Source organism: Pseudaeromonas paramecii (assembly GCF_039540575.1).
GTDB lineage: Bacteria > Pseudomonadota > Gammaproteobacteria > Enterobacterales > Aeromonadaceae > Pseudaeromonas > Pseudaeromonas paramecii.
Window position 1 is genome coordinate 389,795 of record NZ_BAABFC010000001.1, and the last position, 13,312, is coordinate 403,106.

At 58.2% G+C, this 13,312-nt stretch carries 13 protein-coding genes; all 13 read right to left on the reverse strand.

Annotated elements, in window-relative coordinates; genetic code table 11:
- The 13 genes from ABD847_RS01870 to ABD847_RS01930 all read right to left on the reverse strand — a co-directional run bounded on the left by ABD847_RS01870 (position 1) and on the right by ABD847_RS01930 (position 13,208).
- Positions 1-360 (reverse strand): hypothetical protein, encoded by a 360-nt coding sequence (locus ABD847_RS01870; protein WP_345009478.1) that lies wholly within the window; start codon positions 358-360, stop codon positions 1-3.
- A complete protein-coding gene (locus tag ABD847_RS01875; protein WP_345009479.1) occupies positions 357-3,563 on the reverse strand; it encodes a phage tail tip fiber protein in 3,207 nt (1,068 codons plus the stop codon). Before ABD847_RS01875 ends, ABD847_RS01870 begins: the two co-directional genes overlap by 4 nt.
- Positions 3,563-5,155 (reverse strand): hypothetical protein, encoded by a 1,593-nt coding sequence (locus tag ABD847_RS01880; RefSeq protein WP_345009481.1) that lies wholly within the window; start codon positions 5,153-5,155, stop codon positions 3,563-3,565. Before ABD847_RS01880 ends, ABD847_RS01875 begins: the two co-directional genes overlap by 1 nt.
- A gap of 91 nt (positions 5,156-5,246) precedes the next feature.
- Positions 5,247-5,495 (reverse strand): hypothetical protein, encoded by a 249-nt coding sequence (locus ABD847_RS01885; RefSeq protein WP_345009483.1) that lies wholly within the window; start codon positions 5,493-5,495, stop codon positions 5,247-5,249.
- Between the two features lie 9 nt (positions 5,496-5,504).
- Positions 5,505-6,728, reverse strand: coding sequence for a hypothetical protein (locus ABD847_RS01890; protein WP_345009485.1), 1,224 nt, complete (start codon positions 6,726-6,728; stop codon positions 5,505-5,507).
- A 10-nt stretch (positions 6,729-6,738) separates the two neighbouring features.
- The gene (locus ABD847_RS01895) at positions 6,739-7,416 is read right to left on the reverse strand and encodes a phage adaptor protein (RefSeq protein WP_345009487.1); all 678 of its coding nucleotides are present in this window, start codon (positions 7,414-7,416) and stop codon (positions 6,739-6,741) included.
- A 10-nt stretch (positions 7,417-7,426) separates the two neighbouring features.
- Positions 7,427-8,011, reverse strand: a complete 585-nt coding sequence (locus tag ABD847_RS01900; protein WP_345009490.1) for a hypothetical protein — start codon at positions 8,009-8,011, stop codon at positions 7,427-7,429.
- 3 nt (positions 8,012-8,014) lie between these two features.
- The gene (locus ABD847_RS01905; RefSeq protein ID WP_345009492.1) at positions 8,015-8,452 is read right to left on the reverse strand and encodes a hypothetical protein; all 438 of its coding nucleotides are present in this window, start codon (positions 8,450-8,452) and stop codon (positions 8,015-8,017) included.
- A gap of 64 nt (positions 8,453-8,516) precedes the next feature.
- On the reverse strand, positions 8,517-8,909 hold the full coding sequence (locus ABD847_RS01910) for a hypothetical protein (RefSeq protein WP_345009494.1): 393 nt from the start codon (positions 8,907-8,909) through the stop codon (positions 8,517-8,519).
- Between the two features lie 60 nt (positions 8,910-8,969).
- Entirely contained in the window at positions 8,970-10,187 is a 1,218-nt protein-coding gene (locus ABD847_RS01915; RefSeq protein ID WP_345009496.1) for a N4-gp56 family major capsid protein, read from the reverse strand.
- A 65-nt stretch (positions 10,188-10,252) separates the two neighbouring features.
- Positions 10,253-11,173 carry a hypothetical protein gene (locus ABD847_RS01920; RefSeq protein WP_345009498.1) on the reverse strand — a complete coding sequence of 307 codons (921 nt, stop codon included), beginning with the start codon at positions 11,171-11,173 and terminating at the stop codon, positions 10,253-10,255.
- A gap of 183 nt (positions 11,174-11,356) precedes the next feature.
- Positions 11,357-12,931: a hypothetical protein gene (locus ABD847_RS01925; protein ID WP_345009500.1), complete on the reverse strand. Its 1,575-nt coding sequence runs from the start codon at positions 12,929-12,931 to the stop codon at positions 11,357-11,359.
- Between the two features lies 1 nt (position 12,932).
- Positions 12,933-13,208, reverse strand: coding sequence for a hypothetical protein (locus tag ABD847_RS01930; protein WP_345009502.1), 276 nt, complete (start codon positions 13,206-13,208; stop codon positions 12,933-12,935).
- Between the last annotated feature and the right edge of the window lie 104 nt (positions 13,209-13,312).

Sequence of the window (13,312 nt, forward strand, 5' to 3'; positions counted from 1 at the left end):
TCAAAGTGTCATCTGAAAAACCATGCGCCCCTGCGCGTCATCGGCCTGGCGCTGCCAGCCGTACTTGCTGGACACCCGCTTGAACCCAGGCCTTACCGTGTGGAACCTGATCCAACGCGCCCCTATCTCCCTGGCCCGTTGCTGAATAAAGCCGGTGTAGGTGTCCATGCCTCCCTGCTCACAGCTCCAGGCCGCCCACACCAGCACACCCACCACTCCATCCTCAACCAGCGGCCGCAACACACAGCCGGCGGTCCCGCGCAGAAACAAAAACGCCTGCTTGTTATGGCAGGCGTCGCTGATGCGTTGCAGCAGGTCTGGCTCACCGCATTGGGCAGCTATTTTGTCTATGGGGCTCATGCAAGATCGCCTGATTCGATATACATGGCGACAGCGACTTCATCATCGCTATCGGAACCCATCATCAGCGTGGCGTTAGGCCCTGAGCTAACAACTAACCCATATAACTCGCGCCGGTATTGCAGCTGGTAGTAATGAGTTTTTCCATCACCAGGGACAGTAAATTTGCCTTCTTTGCCAAAACTACCGCTGAATACGGCATTGCCACCTGGGCTTACCTGTGCAGATAACGCCTGCTCATAGGTGCCTTGTTCGACGACAACTGAGCCATCGCGTACAAGCCGCACACCGATTTTCATGCTTGCTGAAAATAAAACGGGGATATTGCCGGTAACATAACCTGTCGTGACTTCGTAATGTCCAAAGCCACCCTCAATATCTAGGGTTCTGGCAACAGCCATGCCCCGGGTAACGTTGATTGTCTTGGCGGTATACCAGGCAGATGCCGAACCCTCGCCTCCGTTTATGTCTGCATTGCTGTCTGATGTGTAGTTACGCTGTGAATACACCCCACCGACTATGCGCTCCGCATAGATCGTCCCCTTCACATCACAGTCTTCCGTAATGGTGCAATTTGTGATGGTCGCTTGGTCGATGGTGGCATATCTGAATGTGCCATACAGACTGGTCACATAACGCAGCGTGGCACTCCAAGCCGTCATAACCCCAGCCGATGTAACCAGAAAATTACTGCCGATGGTGATCTGGCCGCCGTTGATCACTGGGGCTGACAGGCTTACACCGGCCTTGACGAAGTCGGCGGTGATCGTCTGGGCATTCAGGATCTGAATGGTCGCCTTCTCGATGATGGCTTGGGCCATGATCACTTGGTCATTATCGATGGCAAAAAGCGGTGACAGTGTGTTCGGGCTGTTGGGGTTGAACACAAACACCTGACTGGCAGAAATGGCCACTTGGCTGGTGCCGTCGGACTTGGCCACCAAGCCAATCCCGGCAGTGATTCCACTAGCACTGGCTTTGGCCGTCCACATGGCCTCCGCGCCATTCTGCAGATTGGCAATGGCCTGACTCTGGGTTTGCACTGTAGCGGAAGTGCTGTTTGCCTGGGCCTGCACAGTAGAGATCTGGCTGCTCAATGCCTGGTCGGCGGTAGCTCGACTGCTCGCCTCACTGGTGATCTGCCCCTGCAGGTTGCTATCTGCTGATTGGTAGCCGGCAGTCACCTGGTCAATTCTGGTAGAAAGGCTGGAATCCGCACTGGCCCGCGTCGTTTCCTCCGTTGCCACCCGGCTAGTCAGCGTCGCATCGGCGGCCCTGTAGGCAGAGTCCAACTGCGAGATCGAGGTGGACAGCGCCTGATCGGCACTGACTCTGGCGGTTTGCTCTGAGGCGATGGCGGCGGCGTTGGTGGCATCAGCAGCTTTGTAGGCTACGTCCATGCCGCTGATCTGCTGGGACAGCGCGCTATCGCCATCAGCCACTGTCTGCTGCAGGGTGGCCAAGCTAGCGTTGGTGGTGCTATCTGCGGCCTGATAGGCTGACTCCACCTGATCAACTCTTTGCGCCAACGCCTGATCGGCATTGCTTAGGGTCGTCTGCACGGTCGAAATCTGGGCCGTCAGCTCGGCGCTGTAACTCTGAAAGGTTGCTGTCAGCTCCAGAATGGTCTTGGCCTGGGCCGCCTGCTCAGTGACCAGAACGGATTGCTCCTGGCGGATCTGCCCTGATACCGCCCGAGCCTGCCGGTCTGCCTCGGCGCTAGCCAAGGTAGACTCCAGTGATGACTCTCCGGCGAGCACCAGGCTGGCCTGGATGTTCTCAAACTTATTGGCCAGGCTCTGCCCATCACCACTGATCACCTGCTGCAGCTCTGTCAGCTGAGCTGATTGGCTGCTTGTGGTCGTCTCCAGCGCAGTCAAGCGCTGTGCGGTGGCAGCATCCTGCGTGGCGATAGCCTGTTCCAGACTTGTGATGCTGGAAGCAATGGTGCTGTCAGCCTGCTCAAGCTGCGCCTTCACCTGCGAGATAAGCTGTGCGTTCGCCTCAGTGGCAGTCGTGTTGGCGCTGATCTGTTGCTCGGCGGCGGTGAGGCGGCTCCCCTGCTCGTCCACCTGTGATTGGCCCGCTTTCTGGGACAAGGTGACATTGGTTGCGTCCAGGGTTTGAGACACCTGACTGACGGTATCGCTGACAGCCGTCAGTTCGGACTTGGTAGCGGTCAGCGCCAGCGTCGCATTGATGCCGTCGATGGTCTGCTCGACTGATGTGATCCGCTCCAGATCCCCGGCCAACTCCGCCCTGGTGACACAGGTGTTGACGATGGCCTCGATGGCATCCAGATGATTCGATACTGCTGTGATCTCCGCACCCAACTCTGACCTAACCGCGTTGACGGCATCCATGGTGATCTCGCCAGTCGTCGGATCCACGGCAAAAACCGCGTCGCGAAAGCTCGCAAAGTCCCCTTGGTACTGGTCGATCTTCTGACGCAGCTGCTCCTGAATGGTCACAACCGACAGGTAGTTATTGCCAAGATTATCCTGTGCGCTTTGAAGCAAGTCATTCACCTGAGCCTCTCGCGCATCCAGAGCGGCCAGGTCTGCCGCCGTCTGGTCAAGCGCGGTATTCAGCGCAGTCAGGTTGATCTGGAGTTGTGGAACGGCTTGGATGGGTGCCAGTAGCTCCGCGACCAAGTGGCTGGCGGCAATCTTGCCCTCCAGCTCGTTCAGTATGTCCTGCACATCCCGGCTGGTTTCGGCATAGGTGCCGGCCATCGCATTGAACGGGCCAACGATGTTGTTGCGATTGACGAACCGCACCCAGTAGAAGACAGCGGCCCCGCCACCAATGGCATCCGAATACAGGTTGGCGGCAGTCACTCCAACCATCACCGCCATTGCCCGGTTGTCTTCCTCTGCCCGCCACACCTCAGCGTAGGCGTGGCCGTTATAGGCCGGCTTGTCCCACTCCACCAGGATGGTATGGAAGGCGCCATTGGCGATAACGCCGGTCGGCGCTGACGGCCGGTCGATAGTGTCGTCAGGCAGCACGCCCGGGGCGGCTTCACCGTAGTAGGTCTTATTGGCCGCCTTTCTCAAGGTGATCAGGCCAATGTCAGCCAGATCCCGGTAAGTGATGGCCTTGTCCAACCTGTCGCCGCGTTGCCCGGTCAGCAGCTCAATGTTCTCGGCCTGGGCCGCTACATCACGCCCAGCCCGGTACCCCGCCTTGCTGCCGGCCATTACTGGATCTCCGCCATGCTGGTTGCCACCTGAATGCGCTCAACCTCCGCCAGCCCGGATACCTCCACCTGCCACTTGTTGCCCCGCAGGCTCGGCAGACGGAAAGCTCCCGTCGGCACATCATCCAGATCAAGAACCAGCTCACCATCCAAGTACAAGCGGAAGGTCAGATCACCGTCACCCCGACTCACCTTGGCACAGCTCATGGCCGCCTCAGTGAAGGTGAACACCTTGGAGCGCCAGGTGTAGTTGACGCTGGCCTCGCTGTCACCGCGCCAGCGGGATAGCTGAGTGCCGTGCGCCACATAGAGGGAGTCCGTAAGCAGATCCTCATAGGCCGCATCCCAGCGGTTTGACATCTGGCGGAAGTCTCCGCTGGCCGGGTCGTACATGAAGGCATGGGTATCGGTGATGCCTATGTATTTTCCCTCATGGCACCACGCCCTCAGTGTCTCTGGGTTCATTACCTGCCACTGGCTCGGGGTGATGATCTGGACCGTCACAAGGTTGGCGCCCGAAGTGGACACGCCAACCAGGCCGTCAGGGCTGGCATACAGAACCAGGCCGTCCACGGAGACCATGGAGCGCCGGCTGATGCAGGCCTGCTGAAGCTCGATCTTGGTGCTGGTAATCGCGGACGGGCTCACCCCCTGGCACAGGTACGGGTAACCCTCGGTGCCCACCACCAGGGCGGCGCCGGTGGCTGCAATGGCCACAATCTCATGCTCAGTGGTAAGGCGGTTCGCCTCGGGCCAGGCATAGGGAAGATAGGCACCGGAGAACAGCAGCTCGTTGCCGGCAAAGCCACAGGCAATGCCGTTGGCCATCAGGCACAGCCCACGCATGTTGTCCGGCGGCGGCAGGTAATCGTAGGTCTCCAGGGAGCCGGCCAACTCGTCACTGGCCTTACTGTCCACATAGGATGCCTGGGCGATCGGCACCTCGGCGACGAACAGGTAGTCTGCTGAGTCGTCACTGGTGACAGAACGGTAGATCCGGCGAGACGTGATGTTGCGGTCGTTGGCATCCACTGCCGGCAGCCCCAGGGTAACCGTAGAGTCTGGAATGGTGATGGTCACCTCGGTGCTGGCATCGCTCGGCGGCCCTTCCTCGCCACTGGCCGTGACATAGGTATGGACGTAGTAGCGGGTCTCATCGTCGGTGGCATCGTCATCAGTAGCACCATCAGGCGGTGTGATCTCGCCTATCTGAATGGCTGATGTCGGTGCCGACACGCCAAGCCGGTACCAGGCCGTCGGTTTGGTTGCGCCTCCTGTGGCGATGTCAGCTGTGGTCACCTTGGGATAGTCACCGTCGGTGTAATAGACCCGGCCATAGCTGTCCTGTGCGATGGGCGAGCGAATTGCTTCCACCTCAACAGCCCAGGCAAACCAGAAATTGTCCGTGTAGCGAAACAGAGTCTTTGGAGTAATGGGCAGTGTCACACCCATAGCCAGGTCATCATTGAGCGGTTGCAGGGTGCCACGGTCAAACAGGCAGTCACGGGCTAGTGTGGCCACTTCATTCGGCAATAGATGAGGCGCCACGCGGGGCGTCTCTCCTCGCATGGTAACGATGTCGATGGTGGGCATTGGCTATCCGATGGGCATAAAAAAGCCCGCTTGAGAGAGCGGGCATGATGGGGAAATCCTAACGCGAGGATATATGCAGAGCAAGCCAGGCCTAAGCTGCCGGTTCTGCACTGGGCGCATTGGCCACAGGCTCCAGTCCTGCCGCATCAGCATAAGCCGCACCGTTCGGCACATCCGCCAGGAATGCCTCGCGCTCGTAACGGCCATAGGCACGGCGGACATTCTCCGTGCTGATGATCTCACCATCCCGAAGGATCTGGTTTTCCCAGCGAACATTGATGGCGTTACTGGTCGGCAACACCTCGACAGATACTAAAGCCTTTTCTTCTGATAGAGACATCATTACCCCTTAGATTTCATAGACACCAGACAAGCGGATTTCAGCTGATGAATCAATTTGTAACGCAGCACGCAGCGCCTGCTGACTCTCATAGAACAGTGAGAACCTGGAGGTGGATGGCCGAATTAACGCAATGACAGATCCTGAATATGAAAGGTTCTGCGATGACACATGAAACGTTGGATATATCGCATTTGCCGATGACGTGAAGGGCAGTCCACCAATGTCTAACGCCCCTGTTCCTGTGTGCGCAGACCAGACCAATTGCAGATCAAAAAAAACTCTGTTTCCTATCCTGGTATAACGCCCAACCTGTGATGAATACGTCCCGACGCCGACTGTCGTCCCACCCAAAATAGTAGGCGTAAATGAACCAACCTCATATGGCATATTCCGCTGAGAGATGGCCTCATACCATGAGTCAAAAACATACGTGGCGCCGGAATCTACCGTGTAGACATACCGATAAAACACCCTCCCGGTAACAATGTCAGTGGCTGTTTGCTGGTATCTGGCGGCACCAGATCCAATGGGTGAGCCAACGCTGCGAATAATCCAATAGTTGATCGAGGCATCAGGTCTATTGGCCGGCGCATATCCTGATGCACACCGTATGTCCACCTTGGCCACATACGGCACAAAGTCCACAGAGTTAAAATCCGAAAAACCGGCTTCAATGAATTTTGACTGCGATCCGATGCCCAACGTAGTCCGCATGGCCGCCGCATCCGCATCATCCAGCAGGGTATCGGCAAAGGCCGAGATCCCTAGGTTGCGGCGGGCGGTGGCCACGTTGCCCAGGCCGGCCAGGTTGCCGGATTTGCTCAGCATGCTGGACAAAGAAGGTACGGTTACCTGCTGACCATCCGGGGCAGTGAAAGTGACATCGCCTGCTCCGCTAACAATCGCGCCAAGCGCATCAATATAGCCGCCCATGTAGGCGTAGAACTCCGACACCTTGCGGGACAACGCTGGCGTAGTACCATCTCGTGTGTTGTCTATCCGGTACGCCTGCCCACTGGCCGTAGCGCCAAGGTAGGTGTCTGCCAGATACAGCACGGTATCCGACTCAACGTAATCCACCTCATAGGCTGCCCCATCAGGCCCCCAGAAGGTATGGCCCTTGGCTGGCTTGTTGCTTGCGGTACTGGCCCAGGTAGTTCCAGAACCAGTCACTTTCTTGCTGTTTTGCGTGACAGATACTGTGCCAACGCGGATCCAAGTTCCTGCCATGCCCTACCCCTTACCGCCCGGTGACTCGGTTAAAGCCCTGCTCGCGGCGCTGCTCCAGGTTCGCATCGACCTGGGTTTTCTCACCAAGTTGCTGCAGATAGGCCTGGTAGTGCCCGGATGCACGGTTCGAGTTGGCGGCGTATTCAGCATCCTTGGAGAAGGCCCGATACAGGATGAAGTCGATCAGCGGGTTGATGTAGATGTCGTCCAGATCTGCGATAGCGGGGTTCGTGTCGTCTTCCACGTCGGCAAGCAGCTTCGCCTGGGGCGCCACCGAGTACACGATATCAATGCTGACATTCGCCGCCGGGCCGGGATACAGGTAGAAGGTCTTGGGATCCCGGTCGTCGTAGGTGTACGCCTCAACCCGGGTGGCAGTGTTGGTGCTGTGCCAGTCAGGGTAACTGTCATCGAGCGCCTTGCGCTCAGTGAAGTTGATCACCCGGCCACTGGCATTGCGCAGCACTTCAATCAGGCGCAGGGCATCAGCAGGCAGCACCTGCTTAGTGCCGGCGACGCAGGTGAATGCCACGTTCTTGGTGTGAGCATCTGGACGCACCAGCACGATAGCCCGGGTGGCGTCGTTGTAGTAGTCGAGCAACTCCTGCTTGGTCCAGCGAGTCCACGTCTTGTCATTGAGCAGCGTGTTCGCACGCCCCAGGATAGAGGCGACAGTTATGGTAGCCATGGATCAAACCTCAGATGAACGTGTGCGAGCGCACCGGGTTGGAAAAGTCCGTTTGAGTGGGGGCGGCATGGTTGCGCCGGAAGCGCCCGGCATCGCGGAACCCTTCCACAAAAGCGGCTTGATGGAACTTGGCCCGCCCTGGGTCGGTCCAGGGTCGGTCTGGCTGGGCATACAGGATGGCCGCGGCACCATGGCAGATGGTATCGGCGTGGTCTGCCAGCAGCTGGGCCGGCAGTTGCTCGGCGGCCAAAACCGGGGCAGCCACATACCACAGACGCACATCAGGTAGATCAGTCAGGACACTCACCTGGTTTGGGCTGATCGCGAAGTAGTCCGCTCCGCTCTTGAGCGGCTCGCCATCCTCTGCCGTGGTCAGGTAGAGCAGATCACAAGCTGTCATGCCTTCTTGATCACAGACCGCCAGCAATGAGCCAGCTGCCGGCGCCGCGACAGTGCGATCCAGTGCCAGCAGGCCGGACTCTCGACAGAAGGCGATAGAGGCGGTCGTGATGGCCTCCCCCATCGTGATCTCCAGAGGGCCGGTGATCTGCTGGCGCAGGGCAGGCAGAAACAGATCTCGATCTACCAGCTCCATGGATTAGGCCCCGGCCTGGGCCAACTTGGCCTTGATGGCATCACGCACGCGAACTTTGAAATCAGGCACGGATTCCTGCGCTTCTTTCTTGATGCCCAACTCATGGGCTTCACAGAGAGTGGCCAGTTGCGGGCTGGTCATCTTGCCCAGGTCACCGATCCCCTCGATGAGGAAGTTTTCCGCCTCACGGCGGGCAGCCTCTTCGGCTTCAAGCCGGGCAGCTTCCTCGGCGGCCTGCTTGGCTGCGGCCTCCTGTTCCTGCTTTACGGTGGCCATGTCGGCAGCCTTGCGCCAGACAGTGGGGTGATCAAGCAGCATCGGCACAATGTCAGCGGGTACCGGGATGGGGGTCATGCGCGGGAACTGCAGACGGGATCCGGTAATGGTGTCCTTCTTCACAGGCTTGGTGCCGATGTAAACAATATCGATGGTCTCAGCCATGGGGATTGTCCTTGTGGTGTCAAAAAGAAAGCCGGCACATGGCCGGCCTTGTTAAGTCAGCCCCTTACAGGGTGCCGACCACCTCGTACAGCAGCGCGAAGGCCACATCACCGGTCGCAGCGCCGCCACCAATCACCAGGCTCAGGTCGGTGTCATCGGTCAGCAACACGTCATCCACCGGTAAGATCGAGTGAACCGCAGACACGGTACTGACAGCGGAAACCAGCGCGGTCTCGCCGGCCTTGATGGTCAGCGTAGTGCTGGCACCAAGGGCGCCAGTCTTGAGCTTGAGGCCGACGATCTTGATGCCAGCCGGCAGCTTGTCGCCGAACGCCACGGAATCACCGGCGGCGACGGCGGCCAGGGTGACGACTTGCTTGGGAGAAATAGACAGGTTGCCGAAGCTGCCGACAAACCAGCGGCGGCCAGTGAAGGCCACGGTCTTTGCAATAGCCATGAGTGGCTCCTTATTCAGTAGGACAGAAAGGGAGCCGGGTTTCCCCGGCATCACCGGGGATTACTTTGGAAGAGTTATGGCGGTATCCAGCGCGATAACACCGTGATCCTGGACGTTGCCGTTCTTCTGCTTGAAGCGGATCTTCTTCAGGCCACTAACCCACTTGATGGATATCTCGGTGCCATTACCATGATCCACTTTCTCTTCGTGCATGCTGAAGGTGCCTCCTTCTACGCCATTCCCGAAGCCGTTGGCCAGGGCCTGGGCGCCCAGCAGCACGGCGCGGTCGATGGTAGTACCGGCGGTCACCTGGGTTTCCTGGCCGGTGGCCGAGTTAGCCACGCAGGCATTGACGGTGGATCCGGCATTGAAGCGGATCGGCATGCCCTTATACTGGCGCACCAGGATGTTGCGCCACATGGCGCACTGACCACGGAAGATGGGGTGATCCCAGCCGGCCTTACGCTCGGACACGGAGGCCAGCAGTTGCTTCCAGTCGTTGCCAGCGGTGCTGGTGTAGAAGTCATTCCACTGACGCGGAGTGACCATCAGCAGGTAGAGAGGCTCACCGCCCATCTTGTCGCCAGCCAGCTTGATCGGCTGCAGCGGGTTGGTCATCTCATCAATGGCCAGCGCCAGGTTGTCCACGGCCCCCAGGTTGAACAGGTCGGCGCTGTCCAAGCCTTCAAAGGTGGTCGCATCACCGCCGAAGAAGTGGCGGTCATAACTCGGCGCCGCGATGTCATTGATCATGATCTCGGCAAACTCATCATCACTGGCCAGCGGCAGGATGATGTCTTCCGCCATGAAATCGCCGCGGGCGCCGGCCAGCTGGGTCATGCCCACCTGATCCAGCAGGCGGCCATAGTAGCCATCGGCCAACAGGGTGCGGGCGGTCTTGCGCAGGTCATGCTTGGTGCGCTTCTGGCTCATCTTGCCGCCGGCATCCACACCATGGCGGGCCTGGTTGATCTTCAGGGAGAAGTCGGAGAAGGTCAGGCTTTCCAGGCGACCGGTCAGCTTCTTGTCACCCATGGTCGGACGGCCGGACAGGTTGTGGACGATCTGCATATCCACTTCGTCACCGGCAGTCTTCTGCAGGTCGGTTACCCGCACCACGGGCGCGGTATGGCTGGTCTGCTTGCCGCCACCGACCACTGCCGCCTCCTTGGGCGCGTTGTCGGTCAGCACGTTGACCAGGGAGTCGGCGCGTTGCGCCTCGGTGAACAGGGCTGCCTGCAGGATTTTGTTGGCCTGGGCAGAGGTCACTTGAGTCATATTGGTCTCTCCAAAAACGACAAAACCCGCACAAGGCGGGTTCGGTCGGAATTACTGGGATGGGGTTAGATGTCGAACTTAGCCAGCATGGCCTCGATCTGTGCCGGGCTCATGGAGCCCATGTGGGACATCAGTTCTTCTTGGCTCATGCTGGCGTAGCGATCTTCCTCGGTGGTGGCCTTGAAAGACTGGCCCAAGGCAGACGGGCTATCAGGGAGGCGGTCCGCCTTGGCGGGTGCCTTGGTCTCTTTGCCGCTGGCTGGCGCGGGCGCCTGCTCAACTGCATCACCAAAGGCCGCCTTGGTGCGACGCGCCGCCTCGGCAAAGCGGTCTGCCAGGGGCTTGTCAGTCCAGGCCGGGTCGGACTTGAGCTGTTCATCAACATGGATCGCAAAGGCGAAACGGTCTTGATCGCCTTCCCGCCACGCAGCCAGGTCGGGTACCGCCTGCAAGGCAGTCTCTACCGGGTGCGCCTGCGGATCAGGCTGCTTGACCTGGCCGGTGGTGGCCTTCTCCAGCTGTTCCAGCTTGCGAGCCATAGGGCCCAGCAGCTTGCCCAGCTCAGGGTAGTCGTCCGCCAGCTGCTCGATGGCTTCCAGATCGAGCTTGCTCACATCGGCGTCAGGCTTGATGCCATGCTCATCGAGCATCGCCTGCAGCTTGTCGCGCTCTGCTGCCAGCCCCTCCAGTTGCTGGGCCCGCTCACGCCAAGCCTTGGCCTCGTTGCGAGATTGCTCCAGCACTTCGTAGGGGATCTGGTGTTTGCCATCCTTTGACGCAATCGCCTTGCCTTCCCCTTCCTGCTCGTTGCCCTGGTCGCTGGCCTTCCCTTCGTCCGCCGACGGCGCGGATTGTTCTACGTCCGTTTTCTCCAGGTAGGTGGCCTTGCCTTCACCGCCGTCTTCTTCAAGCTCGACAGCTTCCAGCGCAGCCTCCAGTTCTTCCAGGGTTTCGCTACCGGTCAGGTTGTTGATGTCAATGCCCATATAGTCCTCGTTGTTTCTCAGTGGGTTGTATCGCTGCCCAAGCGGGGTTGCCGACTCGTTGAATCAGCAATCCGGCGTGGGCTGGGAACAAAAAAACCCGCCGAAGCGGGTTGGTTGTTGGTGCGGATGGACATGGTTGCTAAGTAAACAGCCCCCAGGCTTGGCCTGGGGCGTTATGACAGCTTAGCTAACTGATGCTACTGACACGCCAGACACATACGCCAGTGTCGCACCATCGGCTAGGGTTACCAGAAGATAAATATACCCAAGGGCATCTGCATGTGCCGTGAACTCAAGGAACGCTGAAGGATCGGCCTCATCGGACACATGATCCTGATACGTCGCCCAGCTATTGCAGCGTACTCGGGAAACCTTGTCGCCTACTGTCGCGCTCACTGAGGCGGACGCCTGATACCGCACTTTATAGCGACCGAACGGAGTAAGGCCGCCCAGCTCTATCACCCCTACGTTTCTCGCGAAGTTGTTGTCTATAAAGGCGAGACCTTTGAGCAAAAAATTGTTTGTCAGAGATGTGGTCGCATCTCCAGTATTGCCTCTACCGTTTGAGTTGTAGCCATACCAACCATAAGCCCTCGGCTTAACTGGTGATGACTGTCCAGAGGTATCTACGCATTGAGCAGGGAATGCCACTAATGTGTTAATCACCGCACTAGCTGTGATCAGGCCCTTGTTGATATTTGTCGGCAGGCTATTCAAGGTAGATGAGCCACCTATGCCAAAAATAGTCTCAGCGATGTCGCTTGATGGAAGTCCAACATCAGGCCAAGTACGTTTCTCAATGACAACCGGAATATCACCTCTGGACATTGCTGTGATGATTTCGTAGTTATATCTACGAATTGCAGACTTCCCTATTTCAGTGTGGTGAACACCGTCCCCGGGTAGCACAGCCCAGTCGGCGATATTCCAAGTGTAGTTGTAGTGATCTAGCATTGGCCGGTCTGCCGCTATATTCCAGCATTCCGGCAGGTTGGCCTTTATCCAGGGTTCAAGATAAATCCGATTGGCATACTGGGCCCCTTTATCCTCGTCCGTGCGACATGAGTTATCCAGACCGTAATTGCGGTACGACGTATTACCAACAATCACTTTAAACCCCGCCGCCTTGAGCTGTGCAACCCCATCCGCTAGCAGAGACATCGCATTAGTCCAGTGGCTTACTGGTGCAGCATCAGCTCGCCCATACTGGGCAACGGCGTTAGAAGTGTCATTACCTAGCGGGTTGGCAAGAGAAACAACTAAATCAGGCGTTGCCGTTCTTGCAAGAATATTGGGCAACACATTTGTGTGCCAATAGGACATATCAGCCCCACTTGAGGCGTCGCAGATAACGTCTACGGTTTCGCCGTCGTATTCAAACATCCTCTCGGCGTGTGACAGATAGGCAGTTCCGTATGGATTTGCATCAAGCGAAGCCATGGCAAAATCCAGTGTACCAATGGAGAATGGCACTAGCTCTTGCTGGATCACGCCAGAATTAGGCACAGGCGCAGACACAGGGCTGTATCCCGTCACCAACGGGTAAACGATAGATCCCTCATCTGCAACTGTAAGCTGGTAGCTCATGCCTGTTTCCCCGGCGATGGCCACGCCGTCACGCATCCACTGCACTGCAGTGATGATGAAACCAGCCATAGCCTCAACAGCCAGCGACTCACCAACCACCCGGTTACCTGACAATGACACTTGCCCTCGCCCTCGGCGGGCTGACAGACGACTGTTTATCAGCTGACCCATGTCAGCACCCCACACTGACGTTAAGATTGCCAGAGGTGACAGTGGCCACGGCGCGCACATAAGGCCATGGGCACACATCGGCATAGCCATCCGCTGCAGCCTCGGTTGGGGTCAGCTCGCAGAAGTCCATCCATGCTTGGCCATCAGTAGACACCTGGACCGTCACCGTTGCGGTTGCACCGCTGGCCATAAAGGAGCGGTTAGCCTTGTCGGCATCAATTGGCCAGGCGTCAGACGTCACATCTGCAGTGGCCTGCTTGATCAGCTTGATGGTCATAGCGTGATCTCCAACAAAAAACCCGGCGCAATGGCCGGGTTCGGAAATGAAAAAGCCCCAGTCGGTAGACTAGGGCTAGGATGGGAAAATCCTAACGCTGGCAG

Coding starts and splice junctions, on each gene's coding strand:
- ABD847_RS01870 (WP_345009478.1), bottom strand. CDS start 360: ATGAGCCCCATAGACAAAATAGCTGCCCAATGCGGTGAGCCAGACCTG.
- ABD847_RS01875 (WP_345009479.1), bottom strand. CDS start 3,563: ATGGCCGGCAGCAAGGCGGGGTACCGGGCTGGGCGTGATGTAGCGGCC.
- ABD847_RS01880 (WP_345009481.1), bottom strand. CDS start 5,155: ATGCCCACCATCGACATCGTTACCATGCGAGGAGAGACGCCCCGCGTG.
- ABD847_RS01885 (WP_345009483.1), bottom strand. CDS start 5,495: ATGTCTCTATCAGAAGAAAAGGCTTTAGTATCTGTCGAGGTGTTGCCG.
- ABD847_RS01890 (WP_345009485.1), bottom strand. CDS start 6,728: ATGGCAGGAACTTGGATCCGCGTTGGCACAGTATCTGTCACGCAAAAC.
- ABD847_RS01895 (WP_345009487.1), bottom strand. CDS start 7,416: ATGGCTACCATAACTGTCGCCTCTATCCTGGGGCGTGCGAACACGCTG.
- ABD847_RS01900 (WP_345009490.1), bottom strand. CDS start 8,011: ATGGAGCTGGTAGATCGAGATCTGTTTCTGCCTGCCCTGCGCCAGCAG.
- ABD847_RS01905 (WP_345009492.1), bottom strand. CDS start 8,452: ATGGCTGAGACCATCGATATTGTTTACATCGGCACCAAGCCTGTGAAG.
- ABD847_RS01910 (WP_345009494.1), bottom strand. CDS start 8,909: ATGGCTATTGCAAAGACCGTGGCCTTCACTGGCCGCCGCTGGTTTGTC.
- ABD847_RS01915 (WP_345009496.1), bottom strand. CDS start 10,187: ATGACTCAAGTGACCTCTGCCCAGGCCAACAAAATCCTGCAGGCAGCC.
- ABD847_RS01920 (WP_345009498.1), bottom strand. CDS start 11,173: ATGGGCATTGACATCAACAACCTGACCGGTAGCGAAACCCTGGAAGAA.
- ABD847_RS01925 (WP_345009500.1), bottom strand. CDS start 12,931: ATGGGTCAGCTGATAAACAGTCGTCTGTCAGCCCGCCGAGGGCGAGGG.
- ABD847_RS01930 (WP_345009502.1), bottom strand. CDS start 13,208: ATGACCATCAAGCTGATCAAGCAGGCCACTGCAGATGTGACGTCTGAC.